At 72.7% G+C, this 25,530-nt stretch carries 23 protein-coding genes and 1 tRNA gene; 14 read left to right on the top strand and 10 right to left on the bottom strand.

Annotated elements, in window-relative coordinates; all coding sequences use genetic code 11:
- Positions 1-48 precede the first annotated feature (48 nt).
- Positions 49-121 (top strand) — tRNA-Thr (locus G7063_RS12955).
- A gap of 83 nt (positions 122-204) precedes the next feature.
- Positions 205-1,437 (top strand): CynX/NimT family MFS transporter, encoded by a 1,233-nt coding sequence (locus G7063_RS12950; RefSeq protein ID WP_166415369.1) that lies wholly within the window; start codon positions 205-207, stop codon positions 1,435-1,437.
- Positions 1,438-1,754: 317 nt separating this feature from the next.
- On the opposite strand, the gene G7063_RS12945 is transcribed toward G7063_RS12950, so the two are convergent.
- Positions 1,755-2,672 carry a universal stress protein gene (locus tag G7063_RS12945; protein ID WP_166414761.1) on the bottom strand — a complete coding sequence of 306 codons (918 nt, stop codon included), beginning with the start codon at positions 2,670-2,672 and terminating at the stop codon, positions 1,755-1,757.
- Between the two features lie 210 nt (positions 2,673-2,882).
- On the opposite strand from G7063_RS12945, the gene G7063_RS12940 reads away from it, so the two are divergent.
- A complete protein-coding gene (locus tag G7063_RS12940) occupies positions 2,883-3,368 on the top strand; it encodes an RNA polymerase sigma factor (RefSeq protein ID WP_166414760.1) in 486 nt (161 codons plus the stop codon).
- A gap of 5 nt (positions 3,369-3,373) precedes the next feature.
- On the top strand, positions 3,374-4,621 hold the full coding sequence (locus G7063_RS12935; RefSeq protein ID WP_166414759.1) for a hypothetical protein: 1,248 nt from the start codon (positions 3,374-3,376) through the stop codon (positions 4,619-4,621).
- A 41-nt stretch (positions 4,622-4,662) separates the two neighbouring features.
- On the opposite strand, the gene G7063_RS12930 is transcribed toward G7063_RS12935, so the two are convergent.
- Positions 4,663-5,181, bottom strand: a complete 519-nt coding sequence (locus G7063_RS12930) for a DUF3806 domain-containing protein (RefSeq protein WP_166414758.1) — start codon at positions 5,179-5,181, stop codon at positions 4,663-4,665.
- Between the two features lie 183 nt (positions 5,182-5,364).
- Here G7063_RS12930 and G7063_RS12925 point away from each other — a divergent pair, with 183 nt between their 5' ends.
- The 3 genes from G7063_RS12925 to G7063_RS12915 all read left to right on the top strand — a co-directional run bounded on the left by G7063_RS12925 (position 5,365) and on the right by G7063_RS12915 (position 10,928).
- Positions 5,365-5,802, top strand: coding sequence for an OsmC family peroxiredoxin (locus G7063_RS12925; RefSeq protein WP_166414757.1), 438 nt, complete (start codon positions 5,365-5,367; stop codon positions 5,800-5,802).
- Between the two features lie 89 nt (positions 5,803-5,891).
- Positions 5,892-8,897: an FAD-binding and (Fe-S)-binding domain-containing protein gene (locus tag G7063_RS12920; protein ID WP_166414756.1), complete on the top strand. Its 3,006-nt coding sequence runs from the start codon at positions 5,892-5,894 to the stop codon at positions 8,895-8,897.
- A 105-nt stretch (positions 8,898-9,002) separates the two neighbouring features.
- On the top strand, positions 9,003-10,928 hold the full coding sequence (locus tag G7063_RS12915; RefSeq protein WP_166414755.1) for a hypothetical protein: 1,926 nt from the start codon (positions 9,003-9,005) through the stop codon (positions 10,926-10,928).
- A gap of 143 nt (positions 10,929-11,071) precedes the next feature.
- Here G7063_RS12915 and G7063_RS12910 read toward each other — a convergent pair whose 3' ends face one another.
- The 3 genes from G7063_RS12910 to G7063_RS12900 form a co-directional block, all read right to left on the bottom strand.
- Positions 11,072-12,103 (bottom strand): alpha/beta hydrolase, encoded by a 1,032-nt coding sequence (locus tag G7063_RS12910; protein WP_166414754.1) that lies wholly within the window; start codon positions 12,101-12,103, stop codon positions 11,072-11,074.
- On the bottom strand, positions 12,100-13,056 hold the full coding sequence (locus G7063_RS12905; RefSeq protein ID WP_166414753.1) for a zinc-binding dehydrogenase: 957 nt from the start codon (positions 13,054-13,056) through the stop codon (positions 12,100-12,102). Before G7063_RS12905 ends, G7063_RS12910 begins: the two co-directional genes overlap by 4 nt.
- Positions 13,057-13,244: 188 nt before the next feature.
- A complete protein-coding gene (locus G7063_RS12900) occupies positions 13,245-13,979 on the bottom strand; it encodes a maleylpyruvate isomerase N-terminal domain-containing protein (protein ID WP_166414752.1) in 735 nt (244 codons plus the stop codon).
- Positions 13,980-14,050: 71 nt separating this feature from the next.
- On the opposite strand from G7063_RS12900, the gene G7063_RS12895 reads away from it, so the two are divergent.
- Positions 14,051-15,127 (top strand): hypothetical protein, encoded by a 1,077-nt coding sequence (locus G7063_RS12895; RefSeq protein ID WP_166414751.1) that lies wholly within the window; start codon positions 14,051-14,053, stop codon positions 15,125-15,127.
- A 263-nt stretch (positions 15,128-15,390) separates the two neighbouring features.
- On the top strand, positions 15,391-15,948 hold the full coding sequence (locus tag G7063_RS12890) for a hypothetical protein (protein WP_166414750.1): 558 nt from the start codon (positions 15,391-15,393) through the stop codon (positions 15,946-15,948).
- A 172-nt stretch (positions 15,949-16,120) separates the two neighbouring features.
- Here the strand turns inward: G7063_RS12890 and G7063_RS12885 are convergent, their stop codons facing one another.
- A complete protein-coding gene (locus G7063_RS12885; protein WP_166414749.1) occupies positions 16,121-16,519 on the bottom strand; it encodes a PPOX class F420-dependent oxidoreductase in 399 nt (132 codons plus the stop codon).
- A 24-nt stretch (positions 16,520-16,543) separates the two neighbouring features.
- Complete coding sequence (locus tag G7063_RS12880; RefSeq protein WP_166414748.1) at positions 16,544-17,041, bottom strand: MarR family winged helix-turn-helix transcriptional regulator; 498 nt, start codon at positions 17,039-17,041, stop codon at positions 16,544-16,546.
- 97 nt (positions 17,042-17,138) lie between these two features.
- Here G7063_RS12880 and G7063_RS12875 point away from each other — a divergent pair, with 97 nt between their 5' ends.
- The 4 genes from G7063_RS12875 to G7063_RS12860 all read left to right on the top strand — a co-directional run bounded on the left by G7063_RS12875 (position 17,139) and on the right by G7063_RS12860 (position 20,129).
- Entirely contained in the window at positions 17,139-17,546 is a 408-nt protein-coding gene (locus G7063_RS12875) for a DUF6069 family protein (protein ID WP_166414747.1), read from the top strand.
- Positions 17,547-17,594: 48 nt separating this feature from the next.
- Entirely contained in the window at positions 17,595-18,668 is a 1,074-nt protein-coding gene (locus G7063_RS12870; RefSeq protein WP_166414746.1) for an alkene reductase, read from the top strand.
- An 83-nt stretch (positions 18,669-18,751) separates the two neighbouring features.
- Positions 18,752-19,210, top strand: coding sequence for a nitroreductase/quinone reductase family protein (locus G7063_RS12865; RefSeq protein WP_166414745.1), 459 nt, complete (start codon positions 18,752-18,754; stop codon positions 19,208-19,210).
- A gap of 31 nt (positions 19,211-19,241) precedes the next feature.
- Positions 19,242-20,129 (top strand): SDR family NAD(P)-dependent oxidoreductase, encoded by an 888-nt coding sequence (locus tag G7063_RS12860; protein ID WP_166414744.1) that lies wholly within the window; start codon positions 19,242-19,244, stop codon positions 20,127-20,129.
- Between the two features lie 88 nt (positions 20,130-20,217).
- On the opposite strand, the gene G7063_RS12855 is transcribed toward G7063_RS12860, so the two are convergent.
- Entirely contained in the window at positions 20,218-21,588 is a 1,371-nt protein-coding gene (locus G7063_RS12855; RefSeq protein WP_240916086.1) for a homoserine O-acetyltransferase, read from the bottom strand.
- On the bottom strand, positions 21,588-22,931 hold the full coding sequence (locus tag G7063_RS12850; protein WP_166414743.1) for a bifunctional o-acetylhomoserine/o-acetylserine sulfhydrylase: 1,344 nt from the start codon (positions 22,929-22,931) through the stop codon (positions 21,588-21,590). Before G7063_RS12850 ends, G7063_RS12855 begins: the two co-directional genes overlap by 1 nt.
- A 389-nt stretch (positions 22,932-23,320) precedes the next feature.
- Here G7063_RS12850 and G7063_RS12845 point away from each other — a divergent pair, with 389 nt between their 5' ends.
- Complete coding sequence (locus G7063_RS12845) at positions 23,321-24,769, top strand: NlpC/P60 family protein (RefSeq protein ID WP_166414742.1); 1,449 nt, start codon at positions 23,321-23,323, stop codon at positions 24,767-24,769.
- Between the two features lie 151 nt (positions 24,770-24,920).
- Here the strand turns inward: G7063_RS12845 and G7063_RS12840 are convergent, their stop codons facing one another.
- Positions 24,921-25,415 carry an inorganic diphosphatase gene (locus tag G7063_RS12840; RefSeq protein WP_102510058.1) on the bottom strand — a complete coding sequence of 165 codons (495 nt, stop codon included), beginning with the start codon at positions 25,413-25,415 and terminating at the stop codon, positions 24,921-24,923.
- Positions 25,416-25,530: the final 115 nt, after the last annotated feature.

Here is a 25,530-nt window from a genome sequence, read left to right as displayed (position 1 = left end):
GGTATTGTTGCCGAGGCTTGAGGGCGCTGCGGCGTCTCGAAGGGCCAAGCCGCCTTAGCTCAGTCGGCAGAGCGTTTCACTCGTAATGAAAAGGTCGTGAGTTCGATTCTCACAGGCGGCTCGTCAGAAGGCCCCCACCCTCGGGTGGGGGCCTTCGTCGTTCCCGGGGTCTGACGCAAAGCGCGCACCCCGCCCGAGGAGGTCATCATCACCACGCGAGCCCGCACCGCCGTCGGCGGGGCGTCCGGACTCCTGCTCGTCGCCATCGTCCTGTACGCGCTCAACCTGCGCGGTCCGATCGTCGCGGTCGCCCCGGTCATCAGGGACCTTGCCGCAGACCTCGGCGTCACGGACGGCACCGCCGGCCTGCTCTCGACGATCCCCGTCATCTGCTTCGCCGCGGCGACTCCCTTCGTCGCGGCGTACCTGCGCCGGGCGTCCCTCGAGCGGGCGGTCCTCGTGTCGCTCGCGCTCGTGCTGCTGGGCACGGTCGTGCGCTCGTCGGGCGGGTTCCCTCTCGCGATATCGGGCACGATCGTCATCGGCGTGGCCATCACGATCGGCAACGTCGCGGTGCCGGTCATCGTCGCGCGGGACTTCCCGTCGCGCGTCGGCATCATCACGGGTATCTATACGTCCGCGCTCAACCTCGGCTCGGTCATCACGACGGTCGGCACGGCGCCGCTTGCTGCGCTCGTCGGTTGGCGGTGGGCGCTCGTCTCGTGGGGGCTGCTCGTCGTCGTCGCGGGCGTCGTGTGGCGGGTCGCGACGGCGCGGATCGCTGCGGCCCCTGCCTCGTCGGCCGAGCGGGTCGCGACGTCCCGCGAGGTTGCTCCGGCCGATAGCATCGCGCTGCTGCCGCCGTGGAAGCGGTGGGACGTGTGGCTGCTCGTCGCGGCCTTCGGCGCGCAGTCGTTCAGCTACTACGGGACGAGCACCTGGCTGCCGTCGATCCTCGCGGACACGATCGGGCTGTCGGCGGACGGCGCGGGCGCTGCTGCCTCGGTGTTTCAGCTCATGGCGATCGTCGGGAGCCTCGGTGCGCCGGCGCTCGTCGCGCGCGGCCTGCACCTGCGGACCGTGTCGGCGATGCTCGTGACGTGCTGGCTCGCGCTACCGACGGGCCTGCTGCTCGCGCCGCACGGGTACCTCGTGTGGATGGCGCTCGCGGGCGTCGCGCAGGGCGGGTTCTTCACGATGGTCGTCGTCATGATGGTGCGGCGTTCGGGCGGCACGGCGAACATGCGGCGCATGTCGGCGTTCGTCCAGGGGCTCGGCTACTCCCTCGCGGCGGCGGGTCCGGTCGTGCTGGGCCTGGTGCACGACGCGTCGGGGTCGTGGGTTGCGCCGCTGCTCATGGTGCTCGCGATGGTCGGTGTCATGGCGGCGGCGGGCCTCACGGTCGCGTCGGCCAAGCCGGTCCCGTCCCAGGACTGACCGAAGACGACCGAGGACGACCCAGGGCTTCCCCAGGGCTGACCCTCCCCGGGTGTCGATAGCCGATCCGTGCGCCTCACGCATGTGGATCGGCTATCGACGTGTCTGCGCCCAAGTGCGGGACGTGGGTCGCGCTGATCGATAGCGGATCCGTACACCTCATGTGTGCGGATCGGCTATCGATGGTCCCGAGCCGCGGTGCGGCCGTGGCCACTGATGGTCGATAGCCGATCCGCGCGTCATACGTGCACGGATCGGCTATCGGAACACCACAGGGGTGGTGGGGCGGGGCTGTCGTGAGGGAAGGGCAGGGGCGCTCACGCCCGGACGACTGTCACGGGGCAGGGCGAGTGCTCGACCATCTGGGACGACACCGACCCGAGCAGCAGCCGCTCGAACCCGCCGAGCCCCCGCGACCCGAGCACGAGGTGGCGTGCGCCGGACGCGGCCCTGAGCAGCCCGCGCGCCGGCGCGGAGCGCTCGACGTGCTCGACGAGCCGCCCCTCGGGCAGCCCGAGCGCCGCGTGTGCGACGGCCCGCGCGAGGAGTTCCTCGGTGTGCTGGATGTAGTCCTCGACGGGCGGTGCCCAGCCGAACTGGTTGGGCAGCGGACCCGTCGTCGTCACCTGCCAGCACGCGACGGCGTGCAGCGGCAGGTCGTGCCGCGTGGCGAGCTCGGCGCCGTGGCGCAGGGCGGCCACGGAGGCGTCGGAGCCGTCGACGCCGACGACGACGCGCGGCGTCTCGTCGATCTCCCCGTCGTGAGCGGCCTGCTCGAGGAGCGCGGCGGCGTGCTCGGGGTCGGGGACGATCGTCACGGGCACGCGTGCCTGACGGACGACGCCGGCTGAGACGGAGCCCATGAAGAGTCGGCCGAGCCGGCCGAGGCCGCGCCGCCCGACGACGATGCGATCTGCGCCCGTGCCACGCTCGAGGATCGTGGGGACGACGGTGCCGCGGATCTCCTCGGCCGTCACCTCGACCCCGGTGGTGTCGGTGTGGGAGATGAGCTGGTCGAGCCGTTCGCGGGCGCCCTTGGCGACGGCCTCGTAGTTGTCGGCGGCCTCGAGGACGGCGAGGGGGCCGAGGGGGACGGTCTCGAGCCACGTCGTGTCCCACACGAGCACGACCCGGACGTGCGCGCCGTCGGTGCGGGCGTCGCGGACGGCCCACTCGAGCGCGTGCGCGGAGCTTGGGGACCCGTCGACCCCGACGACGATCCTGCGCTCGGACATCGTGCTCACCACCTTCCGACGTCGCGGCGGTGCGACGTCCTTGTCGGTCCTCCCATCCTCGCCTCCGGGGCTCGCAGGGGCAATGCCCCAAGGTCCCTGCGCCGGTCTGGGACGGATTGTCGGAGGTGGGTGCAAGGATCGGCGGTGCCACGACAGAGAGAGGTGGAGAGGACGACGCACGTCGTCCGGGACCTGCCGGGAGGAGGGCGCGTGGAGCACGGACCGCAGTGGTTCGAGGACGTGTTCCGTCGTCATGCGACGGCGGTGCACCGGTACTTCGCGCGCCGTACGCACCCGGGTGAGGTCGACGACCTCACGGCGGAGGTCTTCGCGACGGCGTGGCGCCGGCGTGAGGACGTGCCCGACGGCCTCGAGCTCGCGTGGCTCTACAGGACGGCGGGCTACCTGCTGGCGAACCACCGTCGCAAGGCGAAGCCGGTGCTCGTGGAGAACCTGCCGGTCGAGGTCGACCATGCGGACCCGCAGCACCTCGTGGTCGTCGACGACGCGGTGCGTGAGGTGCTGGGCAGGCTGAGCGCGCGGGACCGTCAGGTGCTCGTGCTGCATGCGTGGGAAGGGCTCTCGGGGGCCGAGCTGGGGGCGGTCCTGGGGATCTCGAAGGGTGGCGCGGAGGCGGCGTTGTCGCGTGCGCGCGCCCGGTTGCGCGAGCTGTGGGCGGAGCGTGAGGTGGGGTGACGCAGGTGACTGACGACGAGGCGTTCGCACGGCTGCGTGCGACGGATCCGGCGGCGGGCTCGGAGCCCGACGTCGCGGCGCTGCGTGCGCGTGTGACGGCGCTCGTCGGCGATGTCGCGGGTCCGGCGGGCGGGGGCGACCTGGAGCTGAGGCTGCGGGTCGCACGACTGCTCGTCGAGGACGGTGCGGGGGAGCCCGAGGCTGCGGCTGCTGCTGCGATCCTCGGCGGGGCCGCGCTGCCGACGTCCGCACCGGGCACGTCGCCAGATGTCGCGTCGCCCGAGGCTGCGACTCCTCGAGGAGAAGTCCCCGGAGGTGCCGCGACAGGGAGCGGCGCCACCGGTGACGACGCCCGGGTGCTGCCCCTCGTGGCCCCCGATGACGCACGGGCCCGCCGTCGTCGCCTGCGCACCCGCTGGGTGGGCGTCGCGGCGGCGGCCGTCCTCGTCGTCGGCGGGGGTGTCGCGGTCGTCGCCGACCGCCTGGGGGGCCTCGGTGCGAGCAGAGCGAGCCTCGACACGGCACGAGCGACGACAGCCGCGCAGGCAGCTGAGGATCTCGGTCCGCTCATGTACGACGCCGGGGGCTTTGTGCTCGCCTCGCACCCCGTGACTCCTGAGGACGAGCAGTGGTCCCGGGGGACGACGGTCCGGGCGCTCGCGCTCGAGCCCGTCACTGTGTCGCGGGCGCGTGTCGCTGCGGTCGCCGGTGCGCTCGGCATGGCGGGCCGGCCCGTGCATGCGGGAGAGACGTGGACGGTCTCGGACGACAACGGCGTGCTGAGGGTCGAGGGCACGTCGGTGTCCTACGAGAGCTCCCGCGCGTCGACGGGTGTCCTGACGAGCGAGGACGCGCCGGACACCCTGGCGCTCCTCGTCCGGGTGGTGGGGGCCACGGGACTCGACGTCGACAGCATGTCGTTCACGGTCGCGCCCGACGGCACGGCGGCGTGGACGGAGCCCCGCGCACCGGGAGGCGCCGACGCGGACGTCCAGGGCGTCGGAGACGTGGTCGTCGACCAGTGGGGGATGAAGGTCGACGACATGGGCGTCGTCTCGCTCGGTGGTTCGTTGCTGCGGCGGACGACGGCGGACGTGGGGGTGCGTGCGGTGACGGACGTCCTCGGGCGTGAGGAGGAGGGTGCCGTGGTGACGTTCGAGCTCGTGCTGGTCGCGGACGGTGCGGCGTGGGTCCCGGAGGCGACCTACGTCGTCACGGGTCCTCGCGGCTACGTGTCGCATCCCGCCTCGTGAGGGGCACGTGGGGAAGGTGACGGCTCGCGGGAGGCGGGGTGTCAGGCGACGCTGCGAGCGCCCGACCGCTCCCGCACCTGCAGCGGGGCGTGCCGTCCTGCGGTGACGGGCGCGACGGCGAGGCGTGCGAGGAGCACGGTGATGCCCGCGAGCTCGCGGCTCATCCACCAGGTCGCGATGTCGGTGAGGGGGCTCGCGACGGCGCGGCCGTGAGCGTCGGCGAGGACGAGCGTCGTGGGGCTGCAGTCAGCGACGACGCACCAGCGGAGGTCGGGTCGCTGCGCGCGGGCGAGGTCGCCGACGGCGATGCCGAGCGCGGTGAGCGACGGCATGGGGTTCCAGCGTTCCGTGGGCGGCGTCGCGTGCCAGCGGCAGCACCAGTCGACGAAGAGTCGCTCGACGTGCTCAGGGATCGTGAGGTCGACCCCGGGGACCCGGAGGAGCTCGCGGAGCTCCTCCATCCGGACCAGCTGGAAAGGGTCCGGCTCCTCGACCTGCAGAGCCGTGTCCGAAGAGTGGCGGAAGCCGCTCTCGGGGCTCTGCTCGGTCCGCTGCGTCATACCTCTGTATCGGCACCCGTGCGTCGCAGCATGAGCGTTCGGGTCGGTGTCGTCGGGGTGAGTCTTCGGGTGATGCGCTCGGTGCGACCGAGGTGCAGGACGACGGTGGCGAGCCATGGCCGTTGTCGGCGGCTCGGGCTAGGTTCGGAAGGGTCAGCTGGTCCCGATGCACTGGAGGTTGTCATGCCCACGCGTACCGCACGTACCGCATGGAACGGCTCGTTCGAGGAGGGGCAGGGCCAGGTCGAGCTGTCGAGCTCCGGTGCCGGCACGTTCACGGTCTCGTTCCCGACGCGCTCGGCCGACGACGCGAACGGGGTGACGAGTCCTGAGGAGCTCATCGCGGCCGCGCACTCGTCGTGCTACGCGATGCAGCTCTCGGCGCTCCTCGGTGCGGCGGGTCACGCCCCGGACGCGCTGCACGTGAGCGTCGAGGTCGACCTGGGTCCGGACCCGGCGGGCGGCTTCCGCATCCCGGGGATCCGCGTCGCGGTGGAGGGTGAGGTCCCGGGGATCGACGAGGCGCGCTTCGTCGAGATCGCCGAGCAGGCGAAGGCGACGTGCCCCGTGAGCAAGGCGCTCGCCGGCACGGAGATCACCCTCGAGGCGTCGCTCGCCTGACGTGGCGCGCCGGCGGGCCTCACGCCCGCCGGCGGCACCCGGGCGTGGCGCGCCCTGCCGGCGTCGGTAGGTCCGAGGTCCGGACAGACATGTCCAGGTCGTGGGAGGATTTCCCCGTGTCGAGCGCACCCGCAACCCTGCCCTCCCCCGAACCTTCCGAGGCCGCTGACCTCGTCGCGGCGCTGAGCGTCGCCGTCTCGGGAGAGGTCGACGCGTCGTCGGCGAGGCGGGCGCAGTACTCGACGGACGCCTCGAACTACCGGGTGCCGCCGCAGGTCGTCGTCGTGCCGCGCAGCACGGACGACGTGCTCGCTGCGCTCGAGGTCGCGCGGGAGGCGGGCGTGCCGGTGACGGCGCGCGGCGCGGGGACGTCGGTCGCGGGCAACGCGGTCGGTCCGGGCGTCGTCCTCGACCTGTCGCGGCACCTGCACCGGATCCATGAGATCGACCCGGAGGCGCGCACGGCGCGCATCGAGCCCGGCGTCGTCATGTCGAGCCTGCAGAAGGCGGCTGCGCCCTACGGCCTGCGCTTCGGCCCGGACCCGTCGACGCAGAACCGCGCGACGCTCGGCGGCATGATCGGCAACAACGCGTGCGGCCCCCACGCGGTCGCGTACGGACGCACCGCGGACAACACGCTCGAGCTCGACGTCGTCGACGGGCTCGGGCGCCGGTTCACGGCGGGTGCGGGCGCGGGTGCGCTCACGGTCGTGCCGGGGCTCGATGAGCTCGTCACGGCGGAGATGGCTCTCATCCGCACGGAGCTCGGCCGGTTCGGCCGTCAGGTGTCGGGGTACTCGCTCGAGCACCTGCTGCCCGAGAACGGCCGGGATCTCGCCAAGGCGCTCGTCGGCACGGAGGGCACCGTGGTCACGGTGCTCGGTGCGACGGTGCGTCTCGTCGAGCAGGCCACCGCGCCGGTGCTCGTCGTGCTGGGCTACCCGGACATGCCGACCGCTGCGGACGACGTCCCGGCGCTGCTCGCGCTCGACCCGCTCGCGATCGAGGGGCTCGACGCGCGGCTCGTCGACGTCGTGCGACGGGTCAAGGGCCCGGGCTCGGTGCCGGAGCTTCCCGCGGGTGCGGGCTGGCTCATGGTGGAGGTCGCGGGCGACGGGCTCGACGACGCGCTCGACAAGGCTCGTCGCATCGCGACGGCGGCGTCGACCGACGCGACCGTCGTCCTGCCCCCGGGGCCGGAGGCCACGGCGATGTGGCGCATCCGTGCGGACGGGGCGGGCCTCGGCGGCCGGACCCCGTCGGGCAAGCAGGCGTGGCCGGGCTGGGAGGACGCGGCGGTGCCGCCCGAGCGCCTCGGCACGTACCTGCGCGAGTTCGACGCGCTCATGGAGTCCTACGGCGTCGAGGGCATGGCGTTCGGCCACTTCGGCGACGGCTGCATCCACGTGCGCATCGACCTGCCGCTCGAGCACGACGCGGCGGTGTTTCGCCGCTTCATCGTCGACTCGGCGACGCTCGTCGCGAAGCACGGCGGTTCCCTCTCGGGCGAGCACGGCGACGGGCGCGCGCGCTCGGAGCTGCTGCCGCTCATGTACTCCCAGGGGGCCATCGACCTCTTCGAGCGCTTCAAGGCGCTGCTCGACCCGGACGACGCTCTCAACCCCGGTGTCATCGTGCGGCCCGCGCCGCTCGACGCGGACCTGCGCCGCCCCGCGGCGCGCCACGAGGTCGTCAAGCACCCGGGGAAGAAGGGTGCGGGCTTCGCGTTCACGCACGACGACGGCGACATCACCAAGGCCGTCCACCGCTGCACGGGCGTCGGCAAGTGCCGTGCGGACAACGCGACCGCCGGGGCAGGCTTCATGTGTCCCTCGTACCAGGCGACGCGCGACGAGAACGACGTGACGCGCGGCCGGGCCCGGACGCTCCAGGAGATGCTCAACGGACGACTCGTCCAGGGCGGCTGGCGCTCGCCCGAGGTCCACGGGGCGCTCGACCTGTGCCTGTCGTGCAAGGCGTGCTCGAAGGACTGCCCTGCGGGCGTCGACATGGCGATGCTCAAGTCGGAGGTCCTCCACCGCTCCTACCAGGGGCGGCTGCGGCCCGTCGACCACTACTCGCTCGGCTGGCTGCCGCGCTGGGCGCGGCTCGTCACGACGGTGCCGGGGCTGCCCGCGCTCGCGAACGCGGTGTTCAAGGTGCGTCCGCTCGCCAGGGCGATCCTCGCGGTCGGCGGCATGGACACGGCGCGCCCCAAGATGGTGACGTTCGCGTCGGAGCCGTTCCGGCGCCGCTGGCGCAAGGGTGGCGTCCCGGTGACGTCGTCGGCGGACGCGACGGTGACGACGGGCGTGCTCGGCGCGGCCGACGGCACGCCGCTGACCCCCGGCGTGCGCGGCCGCACGAAGGTCGTCCTGTGGACCGACACGTTCTCGGACACGATGGCGCCGCAGGTGCCGACGGCCGCGGTCGAGGTGCTCGTCGCGGCGGGCTACGACGTCATCGTCCCCGACCAGGAGGCCTGCTGCGGCCTCACGTGGATCTCGACGGGTCAGCTCGACGGGGCACGGCGCCGTCTCGAGGGCCTGCTCGACGTCCTGGGGCCGTTCGGCGTCAACGGGGTGCCGATCGTCGGCCTCGAGCCGTCGTGCACGGCCGTGCTGCGCTCGGACCTGCTCGAGCTCCTGCCCGACGACCCCCGAGCGCACGCCGTCGCCCGCGCGACGACGACGCTCGCTGAGCTGCTCACGGCGCCCGCGCCGCTCGGTCCGGACCCCGAGGTCTGGACGATGCCCGACCTCTCGGACGTCACGGCGGTCGTGCAGCCGCACTGCCACCACCACTCGGTCATGGGCTTCGAGGCCGACCGTGCGCTGCTCGCGGGCGCGGGTGCGACGGTGACGGAGCTCTCGGGCTGCTGCGGTCTCGCGGGGAACTTCGGCATGCAGAAGGGCCACTTCGACGTCTCGGTGAAGGTCGCCGAGCAGCAGCTCCTGCCGGCGCTCGACGCGATGGCGGACGGCGACGTCTACGTGGCGGACGGCTTCTCGTGCCGCACGCAGGCGGACCATCTGCGGGGCACGCACGGCGTCGCGCTCGCGGAGCTGCTCGCGGAGCACCTGCCGCGGGACTGACGTCGCAGGCTCGGTCATGGTTCGGGCTGCATTCGGCGCGCCGCTGCCCTAGGCTTGCCCCGCGCGTGGTATTCCCGCGCGCCTCAGGGACGAGCAGGAGCTGATGTGGCGATCTTTGAGCTCGACGCGGACCGCACCGTCGCGGTGCAGGCCATGGAGCCCGCACCGGGGGCCGTCGGGGCGCAGGTGGAGCGGATCATCGAGCAGCGGCTCGGTGCGCTGCTCGGCGAGCGGCTGCTCACCGTCGCGCGCGGGCGTGCGGGTCACGACGAGCCGTTCCTCCTCTCGGTCGACGGGTTCGGCGGCGTCGTCGTCACGGAGATCGTCACGAACCTCGACGCGGCGACGCTCGCGTCGGCGCTCGTGCGTGCCGGGCACGCGTCGCGCCTCGGCGACGCCGAGCTCGCGCAGCGCTACCACCGCGGCCCGCAGGCGTTCGTGGGAGACCGCGCCCAGCTCTTCACGACGGTTCCCGAGGTCGTCGGCGGCGAACGTCGCCCCGGTGGCGCGCGGCTCGTCGTCGTGTGCGCGGCAGTCGCGCTCGACGCGCTCGACGCGCTCGAGTTCCTCCGTCAGCCCGGCAGCAGGGTCGACGTCCTGCGCGTCGGGGTCCTGCGCGGTACGGACGGTCGACGCGTCCTCGACGTCTCGCCGCTCGGCCTCGGTGGCCGTGGCCCGCGTGGGCTCGAGGAGACGGTGCGGCCCCAGGCCACGGCCGCGCCGCAGGTGACGCGCACGTCCGCGCTCGCCGGGCACGAGCCTGTCGACCACGAGGTCGAGCGTCGTCGTCTCGCTGCGATGGTGTCGACGCAGGCGCTGCCCGTCGTCACGGACCCGCCGGCTCACGACCAGCCGTCGTACGACCACCACCGTGCGCCTGCTGCGTCGTACGCCGCCCCGACGTCCTCGTACGAGGCGCCGCGTCGGGAGCCCGTCGTCGAGAGCCCCTCGCCGGTGCGCGCCGCGTCCACGTACGCGGCGCGGCCCGAGGTCGGCGGCGCCGCGGTCGGCGGCCCCGGCGTCGGCTCCGTGGCGCAGCAGCCCTCGGCGTACGCGACCCGCTCGGCGGAGCCGCAGCGTCATGTCGAGCCGCAGCGTCCTGCCGTGCAGCAGCGCCCCGCCCCCGAACCCCGTGCGGCAGCGCCCGTGCGCGAGCCGCAGCCGATGCACGAGCCCGTGTCGCCCGCACGTGCGGCGATCGGCGTGACCCAGACCCCTTCGCACGCGACGGCGCACCCGCGGCCGTACCAGCCGTCGAGTGCCCCGGCGACGTCGGGCGCCTCCGCGCACCCTGCCGGGTATGCGGGCGCTCGCTACCGTGCCCGTCTCGCGTCGGTCGAGGAGGTGTCGATCGACACCAACCCGAACGACCTCAGCTCGCTGCGCGACTCGTCGCGCTCGTTCGCGGCCGCGATGGCGTACGACGTCCCCGCGTCGGCCGCTGACGAGGTCTACGTCGAGGCGCCCGCGCTCGCCGACCCGGACCCTGTCTACCTCGAGCCCGAGGTCCACGCGCCCGAGCCGGCACCCATGGCCTACGAGCTTGCACCTGACGCGTACGACCTCGGTCCGTACGCGTCCGAGCCCGTCGTGCACGCGGCGCCTGCGGCGTACGCCGCCCCGGTCGCGTACACGGCCTCTGGTGCGTACGCGTCACCCGCCGCGCTGCGCGCGCAGTACTCGGTCGTCGACGTCACCGAGGAGCAGGTCTCCCGCTACGCCACGCCCCACGCGTCGCAGGCCCCGTCCGCGCCGCAGGTCGCCCCGCCGAAGGGCCCGCGCGACCCGGCGCTCGCAGCGCTCGCGGCGCGGCTCGACGGTCCCGCCCCGCTCGTGTGGGTGCGCCACCGTCGGGGCGAGACGATCCACGCGACGCTCTTCACGGACGGCGTCCTCGAGCTCGCGGACGGCCAGCGGTTCTGGTCGGCCGACCTCGCGGCGAGCGCCGCGGTGGGCGCGTCGGGCATCGACGGCTGGCGCATGTGGCGCCTGGGCGACGAGACGGGCCCGACGCTCGCCGAGTGCCGCTGACGCACCGCTGAGATCAGAGGCGGGTCGCACCCCTGGGTGCGGCCCGCCTCAGCGCTTTGTTCCTGTGGGCGGGACGGCCCGCGTGCCCGCGGGGACATCGCCCGCGGCGTCGGGCGGCCCGTCGTGGACCCGGTGCCGCGCCGCTATCCCCAGCCGTACGCGAGCGACCATCGCGCGAGCTGCAGGAAGTAGTGCGCCCGGGGACCGGTCGGGGACAGGGCGAGGTCATGGATGCCGCCGGGCACGCGGACGAGCGTCACGGTGCCGCCGAGCGACGGGACGCGGCGCGCGATGGTCTCGACGTCGAGGACGACGTCGGCGGCACGCATCTCCTCGCTCCAGCGGGGATTGATGTACGTGCGTGCCGAGAGGCACACGAGCACGGGCACGTCGATGTCGAGCCCCGCAGCGACGGTCGCGTGGCCCGCGAGGATCGCGCGCAGCCAGCCCGCGCGCACGGGGAACGACGGGTTGGGACGCCAGCGCGGGTCGGTGGTCCATGCTCCGCCCGAGTGCTCGTCGACGACGCGAGCGTAGTAGCCGGGGTCGATGTTCGGCAGCGGCGTGCGCGGGTGGAAGCGTGCGATCTGCGTGACGGCAGGTGTCGAGACGGTGCGGGCGATCGAGGAGCCCTGAAGCTCGAGCCACGGCGAGTTGAGCGCGAGACCCGTGATGCGGCCGGGGTTGCGGTCGGCCCAGAGCGCGGTGATGAGGCCGCCCGTCGAGTGCGCAGTGAGGAGGACGGCGCAGTGCGGGCCGAGCTCGGCGTGGATGGCCGCGAGGGCTGCGTCGATCTCCTCGTCGTACGTCCGGAGACTCTCGACGTAACCAGGGGTCTGGTGCTCGCGCATCGAGCGCCCGTACTTGCGCAGGTCGAGCGCGTAGAACGCGATGTTCTGCTGGGTCCAGAACTCGGCGAGGCCCGTCTGGAAGAAGTAGTCGGACCAGCCGTGCACGTAGAGGACGGCGCGCGCGGGGCGCAGTCCGACGAGCCCGGGGTCGTGGCGGACGAGCGTCGCGACGACCTCGCCCTCGTCGTCGGGCTCGAGCGGGAGCGTGAGCGCGCGGTAGTCGTCGCCGAGGACGTCCGTGACCCAGCCGTCGGGCATGCCGAGGGGCGCGTGGGGCGGGAGGTCGGCGAGCGTGAACGGCTCGCCGGGGCGGTCGCCGCTCATGGCGTCAGGACGAACTTGCCGAAGTGCTCGCCCGCATCGAGGGCGCGCAGGGCACGCTCGGCCTCGGCGAGCGGCAGGATGTCGGCGATCGGCGGTTCGATGCCCGTGCGGGCGACGAACGCGGCGAGGGCCGCGAGGTCCTCGCGCGTGCCCATGGTGACGCCCTGGACGCGCAGCTCCTGGAAGAAGATGCGGGTGAGGTCTGCGGCGTCGGGGTCGCCCGTCGTCGCCCCGGCGACCGCGACGGTCCCACCGGGGCGCACCGAGGACACGGAGTGGCGCCAGGTCGCGCGGCCGACGGTCTCGACGACGCCGTCGACCCGGTGGGGGAGACGCGCCCCCGGCTCGAGCGCGGTCGCGCCGAGCGCGGCAGCACGCTCACGCTTGGCCTCGGAACGGCTCGTCGTGAAGACCTCGAGACCTGCGGCGACGCCGAGGACGATCACGGCCGACGACACGCCGCCGCCCGCGCCCTGGACGAGCACCGAGTCGCCGGGGCGAAGGTCGCACGCCCGGAACAGCAGGCTGTACGCGGTGAGCCACGCGGTCGGCAGGCACGCCGCGACAGTGAGGTCGAGGCCGTCGGGAACGTCGAGCACGTTGGCCGTCGGCACGGACACCTGCTGCGCGAGCGTGCCCTGGTAGCGCTCGGAGAGCAGCGAACGACGCTCTGTCGGGCCGACGCCGTGCCCGTCGGCGCCGATGACGCCGTGGACGAGGACGCGGCGGCCGTCAGGAGTCGTCCCCGCGGCGTCCGTGCCCAGGATCATCGGCAGGAGAGCGTCGGGCAGCCCGACGCCGCGCAGCGACCACAGGTCGTGGTGGTTGAGCGACGCGGCGGCGACGTCGACCGTCGTCCAGTGCTCACGCGGCTCTGGGGCAGGGCGCTCCCCGACGACGAGGCCCGCGAACGGGTCGGTGGACGAGGTCGAGGCGACGTAGGCGGCCAGCATGACGCCACGATACCGACCTCACCAGCCCGGCCGCTGCCCCTTCGTGCGCACGGGACGCTACGCTCGCCCGCATGACGACCAGGGGGCAGCAGGAGACGTGGGGCGACCGGCGGCGGCGCGAGCGCAACCGTGAGACGTGGTGGCGACGGGCATGGGACGCCCTGTTCTTCTGGCTCTGAGCCGAACCGCTACAGGAGCGGCAGGACGTTGCCGAGGTCGGGCACCGAGTCGGCGGTGAACGTCGTGCGCAGAGCGACCGCGAGCTCGTCGACGTCGTACGGCACGCGGCCCGCCGCGAGCCGCACCCACAGGCGGGCGTCCGTGACCTCGAGGTCCCAGCCGCCCCGCGACCGCACGATGTTGCACAGCTCGTCGGCGACGATCGCGAGAGCCGCACGGTCGACGGGGTCGTCCGCGCCGCGCGTCGAGGCGACGTCCGTGAACGAGCGCGCGATGTCGTCCGCGTGGACGACGAGCTCGACGAGCCGCGTGACGACGAGGTCACGCAGCCGCAGCGGTGCACGGTTGCCGAGGACGACGGCCTCGTCGTCGTCGCCGAGGGTGCGCAGGTGCGCGAAGGCCTCCGCGACGAGCCGCGAGACCTCTGCGAGCCTGTCGCCGCCGATGCGGCCGTCGAGCTCGCGCGTCACCGTCGTGATGTGCTCGGCCGCTCCCTTGTAGCCGCCGAGATACTCCGAGAGCGTCGCGGGGCGCGTGCCCGCAGGCTGCGGGACGGCCGCGGTGAGCGCGCCCATGCAGCGCCCGAGGTGGCTGACGAGCTCGCCCCGCGTCCAGCCCGGCAGGACGCTCGGCAGCGCAGCCGTGCCGAGCAGGTCGTCGCCGAGAGGCTCGAGCCAGCGCTCGAGCCTCGACCACTGACGGGTGAGCGCGTCGGTAAGGTCCGGGAGCGTCGTCGCTGTCATGCCACCATCCTGCCCGTCACGCCGCGCGGGCGCACTGCGTCCGGCCTGCGACCTCCGGTAGGTTCTCAGCCATGCTGAGCGTCGTCCGGAGCGTCGTGGTCGTCCTGTGCGTGCTCGTCGTGGGTGTCGTCGTGCCGACCGCACCCGTCGCGCGCTGGGTGCACGGCGCGATCGACGACACCGACGCGTACGTCGCCACGGTCGCGCCGCTCGCGCGCGACCCCGAGGTGCGCGAGCGGCTCGCGGACGAGGTGACGACGCGCCTGCTCGAGACCTTCGACGCCGAGGCGACGGTGCGCGGTGCCGCAGCGACGGCGCTCGGGCCGCTCGCCGACCTCCCGGGCGTCGGTGGCCTCATCGACGACGCCGTGACCGCCGGTGCGGCGCGCCTGCGCGACGGCGTCGCGGCGGGCGTCCGGTACGCCGTCGGCACCGAGGCGTTCGGCACGGCGTGGGACTCCGCGCAGCGTGCCGCGCACTCGGGGGTGCGGTGGGCGCTCACGAGCCCCGACATCTCAGCCGCGCATCGCCCAGGCGTCGGCATCGACGCGGACGGCGCGGTGGTCCTCGACCTCGGGACGCTTGCCGACGTGGTCGTCGAGCAGCTCGACGCACTCCGCTTCCCCGTGCCGCAGGCACTGCGGGACATGCCCGCCGCCGCGGGCATCGTCGCGCGTCTGGACGCCCTGCGCCTGCCCGTGCCCGACGCGCTGCGCGAGCTCGACGTCCAGGTCCCCGTCGTCACGTCCGCGAAGCTCGTGAGCGCCAGGACGGCGCTCGGCGTCATCGACACGTGGGGCGCCGTCGCGCCGTGGGTCGTGCTCGCGGCCGTCGTCGGCGCGCTCGTTCTCGCGCGCCGTCGCTGGCTCACGCTCGCGGCGTGCGGCGCGGCAGCGCTCGCGGGCACGGCGGTCCTCCTGGCGGGTGCGTACGTCGCAGCGCGCGAGGTCGTCGCGCAGCTCGCGCTGCCGTCCGACGGGGTGCTCGCGCTCGTCACCGACCGTCTCGTCGCGATGCTCGCGCACGGCCTGCCGAACCTGCTCGCGGACGGCGCGCTCGTCGCGGCGGCAGCGCTGCTCGTGGGTGCAGGCGCCCTCGTCCTCACCCGCCTCCGAACCCGCCGTGCGACACCCCTCACCGACTCGTAGCGCTCCCGCACACTCCTTCGCCTCCGAGGGAGTGTGCAGAGCTGCCGCGAGCCGCTCTGAAGACATGACTCGTAGCACCGGTGCACACTCCTCCTGTGTGCAGGGACGCTACGAATCGCTGAAGTGGGTCGGTTCGACGGGGCTGACTGTCGTGCGACGTGGGGAGGAGATGCACGATGGCAACGTCGATGAGTGCAGCGGGAGCCACGAGCTCTCCTCTCGCGGACGCGCTGCGATGGAGCGATCTGGTCGAGACAGGGTCGGTGAGGCCCGGCGACGAGATTCAGTGGTTTCGGGCGCTCGGACTCCCGTGCGCCCTCGTCAGCATCGTGCCGGACTCGTCGACAGTTGCTGACTGCGCGGGGCGTGATCCGCGCCGGCTCGCGGGTCATCTGCTGATCGACGGTGCGCCTCCGGACGACGTCGTGGCCTGGACGTTGCGAGGCGTGGTCCTGTTCCTCGAGTCCGCGATCGTCGCGCGGACCCTCTCCACGCGCGAGCTGTCGGCCCACCCTGCCGGGTGCGACGACGGGGCGCCGGCGGGCGACCGGCTCGAGCGCGCGGCGCGTCTCCTGAGGACGCATTGGCAGAGGGCGCTGAGGCACGTCGTCGTGGGCGACCAGCTCTCGGTGTCGTTGCGCCGGATGCCGCAAGAGATCCGCGTGCGTCTGGTCCCCGGAACCACGAAGCTGATGCCGAGCCCGACCGGCTACACGGTGGAGATGAGCGACCAGGCGCCACCTGACGACATCGCGTCGGTCGTCGCCGGGGTGATTCACGGTGCGTCGCCCGACGGCTGGGGACTGCCGATCGAGTCGTAGGCCCCATCCCTGTTCGATGGTGCTGGGGCACTACGAGTCGCCGCGGACCTTGCGGGTTCGCTGCTCAGATCTGGCGCGCTGATGTCAGTAGGTGGAATGTCCGCCCCGTGATGCGAGGGCATCTGTCGCGACTCCATCCGTGCGCTCGTGCACGCGTGACGGTGGTTCGCGTCTAGCGGACGTCGCGAGCATTGATCGAGTACGAATGGGCGTCGTGGTCAGGTTCGTCGATGCCATAGCTGATGATGCGGGTGGGGTGGATGCGGATGATGGGTGGCCGGCCGCCGTCGGCCGGGAGGGCTTCGGCGTGGCCCCGGATCTCGACACAGCGCGGGCGCCAGGGGCGCACCGAGGCGAGGTCGTCGACCACGAACGCGACGCGGCCGTTGTCGGCGATGTTGCGGTACTTGCGGCTGCCGGACATGTTGAAGCCGCTGATGTCGATGGTCCGCGTGTCGGCGTTGTAGGTGAATCCGACGGGGCTGTTCTGCAGTGTGCCGTTCGGCTTCTGGGTCGCGAGGCGGCCCAGCGGCTGGCCCTTGAGGTAGGCGATCTCGGAGTCGGTGAACATCGGCGGGTCCTTTCCGGCTTCGGTTCAGCAGTCCTGGGTGATGTCGCGGCGACGGCTGAACTGGGCGGCGACGATCGCGCTCGTCCAGGTGGTGAAGGTCGGGCGGTCGGCGGCAGGCAGCGTGGCGATCATCCTGTCGAGCGTGACGTTGAGCTGCGCATAGAACGCGACCGAAGCCGCCGCTCCGGCGTCAGTGATGATGACCTGGGTCGAGCGACGGTCGCCCGGAACGGACTCGCGAGCGACGAGTCCGCGAGACTCGGCGCGGTCGACGAGGCCCGTGAGAGCGGCCTTCTCGACCCCGAGGTTCTGGGCGAGCTCGGCCATGCGTCGTGGACCGTGGACGAGCAACCCGAGCATGCGGGCTTGCATCGGGGTCAGGCCGTTGCGGTCGGCGACCGTGCCGACCTCGGCGGTGACGATCACGGCAAGCTGGGCGAGCGGGTGCAGCGGACTGGTGCCGTCGGGCCCGACGGCGCAGGCGTCGCCCTGGGCCAGCTGTGCGGGGTTCTCGAGCGTCATGGGAATACTGTACATGGCGTAGATAGTTCACGGCATGTACAGTCGCTAGTGCGAACTCATCCCGACGCCGTCGCGTCCCCCGTCTCGAAGGAACCTCATGTCGACCATCGCCTCGACCCCCCAGACCTCCCGGCCCGCTACGCCTGCCCGCAGGGTGGGCCTCGCTGTCGTCGCCGCGCTCGTGGTCAACGTGGCCACGTTCTTCGTCGCCAAGGCAGCCGGAGCCTCGTTCACCGGCGACATGCCCTACGCGGTCAACGTGGTGGGCGTCGCCGTCGCGTCGGTCGTGCCGATCGTCATCGCGGTGCTCGTGCTGTCGCGGATCGTGCGCCGCTGGACGCGGTTCCAGAACACGGCAGCCTGGCTCGGCCTCGCGCTGGCCCTGGTGAGCTGCGCCTCGCCGTTCGCGGTCGCGGCCGACACGGCCACCGCGATCGCCCTCGCCCTGATGCATGTGTTCACCGGCCTGGCCTGGTTCTTCGCCGTCCGCCCGCGGACCGCCTGACCTGCTGCTTCCCCTGCTCCGCCGAACAACCACGTGAGGTAGAACCCCATGACTTCCGCCGCATTCAAGAGCCTCGACCTGGCCGGCACGACGCTGCGCAACCGCATCGTCATGTCACCGATGACGCGCAGCCGCGCGTACGGTGCGGGTCAGACCCCGACCGACCTGATGGCGACGTACTACGGCCAGCGCGCGAGCGCGGGCCTGATCATCACCGAGGGCACCCAGCCCTCGGTCGTGGGCCAGGGCTACCCCGACACCCCGGGCCTGCACTCGCCCGAGCAGGTCGAGGCGTGGAAGCTGGTCACCAGCACCGTCCACGCGCAGGGCGGTGCGATCTTTGCCCAGCTCATGCACACCGGCCGGGTCGGAGACCCGGACCTGCTTCCGGGTGACATGACACCGGTCGGACCTTCCGCCGTGCGTCCCGCCGGACAGATCTACACCCACGCCGGCATGAAGGACCACCCCACCCCTCACGCTCTGACCGAGGACGAGATCGCCGCCACGATCGCCGACTTCGCGGCCGCAGCGCGCAACGCGATCGCCGCCGGGTTCGACGGGGTGGAGATCCACGGCGCGAACGGCTACCTCGTGCACCAGTTCCTGGCGACCAACGCCAACCAGCGCACGGACGGCTGGGGTGGGTCGGTGGTTGGGCGCACCCGGTTCGCGGTCGAGGTGGTCCGTGCCGTGGCCGCGGAGGTCGGCGCCGAGCGCACCGGGATCCGCCTGTCTCCCGGCACGACCCTGGGCGACATCGCCGAGGAGAACCTGGAGGAGACCTACGTGTCCCTCATCGAGAGGCTCGCCCCGCTCGACCTGGCCTACGTGCACGTCATGGAGGCGCCCGGCAGGCGCGACCTGACCCTGCGCATCTGTCAGGAGTGGCCCAACACCCTCATCCTCAACCCGGCCACCGCGCCCGAGCCGACCGGCCCGGACGCCCTGGCCCTCATCGAGGACGGCACGGCCGACCTCATCTCCTTCGGCGCGCTGTTCCTGGCGAACCCCGACCTTCCCGCTCGCCTGGCCGCCGGCGGCCCGTTCAACACGCCCGACCGGGCCACCTCCTTCGGTGGGGACCACCACGGGTACACCGATTACCCGACCCTCGGCTGAGCCCTCGGCCCGGCACCCGAGCCGGCGGGGCCCCACCCGCACCACCGACGGGGCCCCGCCCCCCTCGCGCCTGGAGAGACACGATGAGCTTCACGACTCCCAACGGCACCTACGGTGTCCAGCTCCCCAGCGCCGAGCAGATGCGCGCCCTGAACGAGCGCAACGCTGCGGCTCTGCGCGAGGGCCGCACGATCATGGGGATGCGCGCGCTCCTCCTCATCACCACCGGCAAGCGCTCCGGCCTGCGGCGGGAGAACCCCGTCGCATACTTCCTCGTGCCTGACGGGTCGTGGCTCGTCATCGCCTCGGCCGCCGGCGCGGCCAAGCATCCCGACTGGTACTTCAACCTCGGCGCCCACCCCGACGAGGCAGTCGTCGTGCTCGACGGCGAGGAGTTCGCCGTCGATGCCGAGGAGCTGCCCGGTGAGGAGTGGGAGCGCCACTGGCGCCAGATCACCGCAGCCTCCCCAGGCTTCGCCCAGTACGAGACCCTCGCCGACCGGGTCATCCCCGTCATCCGCCTCTCACGGCGCGCCGACTGACGACCATCCGCACACCACACGAAGGACTGCCATGAAGAAGGACACGAGCGTGAACGTGCAGCCCGCTCGCACCAGCAGCTTGAGCGGCAGGCGCGTCGCCGTCGTCGGAGGTACCGGCGGCATCGGGCAGGCGCTGAGTCGACAGATGGCCACCCAGGGCGCCCAGGTCATCGTCGTGGGTCGCACCTTCCGCGACGCCGGTACCGCAGGCATCGATTTCGTCCAGGCCGATCTGTCCCTGATGAGCGAGGCCGAGCGCGTGGCGAAGGATCTGCCGGCCGAGGACCTCGACATGCTCGTCCTGACCACCGGGATCTTTGCTGCCCCCCAGCGGCAGGAGACCACCGAGGGCCTCGAGCGCGACATGGCGGTCAGCTACCTCAGCCGGCTCGTCCTGGTGCGCAACCTCGCCGACCGGCTCGGGACCGGACGCCCTCCGGGCGCCCCGCAGCCGCGGATCTTCGTCTACGGATACCCCGGCACCGGACAGACCGCCCACCTCGGGGACCTCAACTTCGAACAGTCCTATGCCGCCATGAAGGCGCACATGAGCACGGTCGCCGGGAACGAGGCTCTCGTCGTGGACGCCGCTCAGCGCTACCCCGCCGTGGGCGTCTTCGGCCTCAACCCTGGGCTGATCAAGACCAGCATCCGCTCGAACATGCTGGGGCAGAACAGCGTCAAGCACCGCGCGACGGAGACCGTCATCGGCTGGTTCACCCCGAGCGCCGACACCTACGCCAAGCGGATCCTGCCCCTGCTCACCACGCCCGACCTGGATGGTCGAACTGGGCTCATGTTTGACAAGAAGGGTGCCGCGATCCTGCCTTCACCGGCGATGACCCCGCAGCACGCGAGCCAGGTCGTCATCGCCTCGATCGACCTGCTGCACCGCGTGGTGCCCGGCACTCAGGTCTGAACGGCCGGACGTGGTGCCGGTGCGCGTGTGTCGGCTGAAGGCGGAGCGGACTCCGCGGGTCGAGAGCGCGGGGCGCGGGCGAGCGCGCTCAGCCGCGCCGCGTCACCAGGCGCTTGAGGAAGTGGCGGACCACCGGCCCGAGCTGGTCGAACTCGATGAGGAAGCCGTCGTGCCCGTGCTCGGACCTCAGTACCTGCAGCGGCCAGGCTCCCGGCAGGTTCCGGGTGATGCGCTCGGACTCGACGGGTTGGAAGAGCCTGTCGGAGTCGACGGCGACGACGAGGGCCTTCGCGGTGATGGACGCGAGCGCGGACTCGACGCCGCCGCGGTCGCGGCCGAGGTCGTGCGTGAGCATCGACTGCGTGAGCACGAGGTAGGAGTTCGCGTCGAAGCGGCTCGCGAGCTTGTGCGCGTGGTGGTCGAGGTACGACTGGATGGCGTAGCGCCCGCCGCGCAGCGGATTCTCGGCGTTCTGCGGGATGCGGCCGAAGCGTCGGTCGAGCTCGGTCGCCGACCGGTACGTCGCGTGTGCGATCTGACGCGCGATGCCGAGCCCGACGTGCGGGCCGATTCCGTCGGCCGCGTCGTAGTAGTCGCCGCCGTGGAAGTGCGGGTCGGCGAGGATCGCAGCGACCTGCGGGTGGGCCCACGCGATCTGGTCGCCCGTCGTCTGGGCGCCGGACGCGATGATGCCGATCGACTCGACGTCGATGCCGGCGTCGGGCCCGCAGATCGCCCACTCGAGCGCGCGCAGACCACCCATGGACCCGCCGACGACGAAGTGCCACGACGTCACGCCGAGGGCGCGCGCGAGCGCGATCTCGGCGCCGACCTGGTCGCGGACCGTGAGGTGCGGGAAGCGTGATCCCCACGGGCGGCCGTCGGGCGCGGGTGAGGACGGCCCGGTGGAGCCCTGGCAGCCGCCGACGACGTTGGGTGCGACGACGTAGTAGCGGTCGGTGTCGATGGGGGCGCCGGGGCCGATCATCTGCGACCACCAGCCGGGTGTCGGGTGGCCCGGCCCGGCGTCGCCCGTGACGTGGGCGTCGCCCGTGAGCGCGTGGAGGACGAGCACGGCGTTGGAGCCGTCGGGAGCGAGCGTCCCCCAGGTCTCGTACGCGACCGTGACGTCCGGCAGGTCGAGGCCCGACTCGAGCTCGAGCGTCCCGACCTCGCAGAAGCGGCGCTCGCCGTGCTCGTCGCCTGGCTGCCACGCGCCGCTCGGTGCGGGAGCGTCCGACGGCTCGACGGGCACGTCCAAGCCGGGGCGTGGCGTCGCGCCCGCGAACGGCGGGGCGAGGCGGCGCGGTCGGGGAGCGGGCGTCGTGCTCACGGAACCATCATCCGACGGAACCGGGGCAGGACGTGACGACGCGGCGCCGTCGGGCATGACCGGACCGTCCGGGAGCGTCCCCGGGGTGGCCTGGCCGTCGCTCGTCGGCGCCGCGTCGGTACACATCAGACGGTCGTCTCGGCGCCCGCGTGCAGCGCGGCGACGGCGGCGAAGCCCGCCTCGAGGTCGGCGAGGATGTCGTCGACGTGCTCGAGGCCGACCGAGAGACGCACGAGGCCAGGCGTGATGCCCGAGAGCAGCTGCTGCTCCGGGGTGAGCTGGGAGTGCGTCGTCGAGGCGGGGTGGATGACGAGCGAGCGGACGTCGCCGATGTTCGCGAGGTTCGAGTGGAGCTCGAGCGCGTCGACGAACGCCTTGCCTGCCTCGAGGCCGCCGTCGAGCTCGAACGCGACGATCGCGCCCGCACCCTTCGGCAGGTACTTCTGGGCGTTGGCGTGCCAAGGGCTGGAGGCGAGACCCGCGTAGTGGACGCGGACGACGCCGTCGTGGCCCTCGAGGAAGGCCGCGACCTTCTCGGCGTTGGCGACGTGGCGCTCGATGCGCAGCGAGAGCGTCTCGATGCCCTGCGCGATGAGGAACGCGTTGAAGGGGCTGATCGCGGCGCCGAGGTCGCGGAGCAGCTGGACGCGTGCCTTGAGGATGAAGGCAAGGTTGGCGCCGAAGGCGCCGCCGACGCCGAGGTCGCGTGCGTAGACGAGCCCGTTGTACGACGGGTCGGGCTGGTTGTAGTTGGGGAAGCGCTCGGGGTCCTGCGCGAAGTCGAACGAGCCGCCGTCGACGATGACGCCGCCGATGGCCGCGCCGTGCCCGCCGAGGAACTTCGTGGCGGAGTGGACGACGATGTCGGCGCCGTGCTCGAGCGGACGGAGCAGGTAGGGCGTCGCGACGGTGTTGTCGACGATGAGCGGCACCCCGACCTCGTGGGCGACGGCCGCGACGGCCTCGATGTCGAGGACGTCGGCCTTGGGGTTGGGGATGGTCTCGGCGAAGAAGAGCTTGGTGTTCTCGCGGGCGGCGGCGCGCCAGGCCTCGGGGTCGTGCGGGTCCGAGACGAACGTCGTCTCGATGCCGAGCTTGCGCAGCGTGTGCGCGAGGAGGTTGTAGGTGCCGCCGTAGAGGGACGGGCTTGCGACGACGTGGTCGCCGGCCTCGGCGATGTTGAGGATCGCGAAGGTCTCGGCGGCCTGGCCGGAGGCGAGGAGGAGCGCGCCGACGCCGCCCTCGAGGGAGGCGATGCGGTCCTCGACGGCGCCGGTCGTCGGATTGCCGATGCGGGTGTAGATAGGGCCGAGGTCGGCGAGCGCGAAGCGCGCGGCGGCAGTGTCGGCGTCAGGGAAGACGAACGACGTCGTCTGGAAGATCGGGAGGGCGCGGGCGCCCGTCGCGGGGTCGGGCTGCTGCCCGGCGTGGATCTGGCGGGTCTCGAAGGACCAGGCGGCGTTGCTCATGGGTGGCTCCAGGTTTGTCGTGTACGGCCTGCGGGTGGGCGGGCGTCGAACGGTGTCCTGGTGCCGTGGCGCGACTCGTCGAGTCGTCGCTGCACTGGCGGGTGCGGTCCCGTCGTCGCCCTGGGGGCGTGTCCGCACCGGCTCCCGGCGCGGCCGGGGCGTGAGTGCGGTGGTGTCAGCGACACATTCGACGGGTCATGGCGGTCACTCTAGGCGGAGGTGGTCACGGTATGGAACGACATGACCATCAGGTGAGATCGCTGTGACTGGTGTGACTCCCGGGGCTCCTGTGACAGATGTGACGCACGATGTTGCTGAGGTGGGAGTTCACAACGGGAGCGAAGGCGACTAGCCTCGTCGTGCACCGCTGTACCTGCCACGGAGGCTCCATGTCCCGCCTGTCCCGGATCCCGAGGACCACGACCACGCTCGTCGCGTCGGCGCTCGTCCTCGGGCTCACCGTGCCCGTCGCGCTCGCCGCGCCCGAGGACGATGGCGTCGCGTCCGCCCGCGCCTCCGAGGCCGCCGTCGCGGGCTCCGTCGCCGACATCGAGGTCGAGCTCGCGCGCCTCAGCACCGTCGCGGACACCGCCTGGGCACTCTCGGCGACAGCCGGCGAGCGCTACGTCACCGCGCAGGTCGCGCTCGAGTCCGCGCAGGACGCGGCCGCCGCCGCGGACACGAAGCTCGCCGCCGCGGTGAAGACCATGGACGCCTCGCGCCAGATCCTCGCGGGCATCGCCATCGAGCGGTACCGCTCGGGCGGCGCCATCCAGAACCTCGAGGCGGTCCTCACCGCCGACGGCATCACCGACGTGGTCCGCCGCACCTCGTCCCTGCGGGCCGTCGGCGACGTCGCCGACGCAGCGGTGCAGCAGTACCGCGCGGACGCGCTCGTCGCCGACGTCCTCCGTGCTGACGCGGCCGCCGCGGTCGCGAGCGCGCAGACCGCGGCCGACGAGGCCGAGGACGCGCGCACCGAGACCGACCGCCTCACCGCCGCGGCGCAGACCGCCGTCGACTCGGCCTCGTCGCGCCGCGACACCCTCATCACGCAGCTCGCCGCGGCCCGCAGCACGACGGTCGAGGCCGAGCGCGCACGCCAGGACCGCATCGACCGCGACCGCGAGCAGCAGCGCGAGGATCAGGCCGAGTCCGACCGGGAGCCGGCCGACAGGCCCAGCACGCCGACGAGCGACCCGACGACGCGCCCGCCGTCGAACCCGCCGACGACGACGCCCACGGTCACTCCGACCGAGGAACCTTCGAACGAGCCGACGACGCCCCCGACGCAGCGGCCGACACCGACGACCCCGCCGACGGTCGACCCGACTCCCACCCCGACGCAGGAGCCGACGACCGAGCCGACGACGACCCCGCCGACGCAGCGCCCGACGCCCACCCCCGAGCCGACGAAGCCGCCGACGGTCGACCCCCCGGGCCTCGGCCAGGGCACCGCGGTCGGCACGGCGGCCCAGGGCCGCAAGGCCGTCGAGTGGGCGCGCACGCAGATCGGCAAGATGTACGGCTGGGGCACGACAGGGCCCAACACGTACGACTGCTCGGGACTCACCATGCGCGCGTGGGAGGCAGCCGGCGTCGGCATCACGCGGACGAGCCGCTCGCAGTACGTGCGCGTCAAGAAGATCAAGTACTCCCAGATGCGTCCGGGCGACCTCATCTTCTGGGCCAACGACACCTCGGACCCCAGCACGATCCGCCACGTCGCGATGTACACGGGCGGCGGCATGATGATCGAGGCCGCGCGCCCGGGCATCCCGGTGCGTGAGGTCCCCGTCCGCTACGCGGAGACCATGGCCTACGCAGGCCGCCCCTGACGGACGGCTCAGCGGGTCGCTGCGCTCAGCGGCCCCGCAGCCAGCCTGCTGAGGCCCCGGAGCTCGTCTGCGACAGACCCAGCACGCACGAGACCGGGCGCCCCGCTGCGTGCAGCGGGGCGCCCGGTCTCGTGGTGCGTGTGCGTGTGCGTCAGTGCGCGTAGCCCGAGTCGATCGCACGCTGGCGCGAGCGCTCGATCTCGGCCTCGGCCTCGGCGCGGCCGACCCAGTGCGCGCCCTCGACGGACTTGCCTGGCTCGAGGTCCTTGTAGACCTCGAAGAAGTGCTGGATCTCGAGACGGTGGTAGTCCGACACGTCGTCGATGTCCTGGCGCCACGCGGCGCGCTGGTCGCCCGTGGGGACGCAGAGCACCTTGTCGTCGCCGCCGGCCTCGTCGCGCATGCGGAACATGCCGAGCGCGCGGCACCGGATGAGGCAGCCCGGGAACGTGGGCTCCTCGAGCAGCACGAGCGCGTCGAGCGGGTCGCCGTCCTCGCCGAGGGTGCCCTCGATGAAGCCGTAGTCGTCCGGGTAGCGCGTCGAGGTGAAGAGCATCCTGTCAAGACGGATGCGACCGGTGTGGTGGTCCACCTCGTACTTGTTGCGCTGACCCTTGGGGATCTCGATCGTGACGTCGAACTCCACTGCTCTTCCTCCAGACACGGGCGGCCGTCGCCGTCCGAGCACCTCTCGTCGTTCGTCCCGCGGCACGGGCGCGGGCCCGTGAGCCGTCGTGGCGTGGTCGTGCCAGGCGACGGTT

The sequence above is a fragment of the Sanguibacter sp. HDW7 genome (assembly GCF_011300875.1).
Lineage (GTDB): Bacteria > Actinomycetota > Actinomycetes > Actinomycetales > Cellulomonadaceae > Flavimobilis.
Note: the sequence above shows the minus strand (reverse complement) of the source record. Positions and strands in the feature narration are given on the sequence as shown.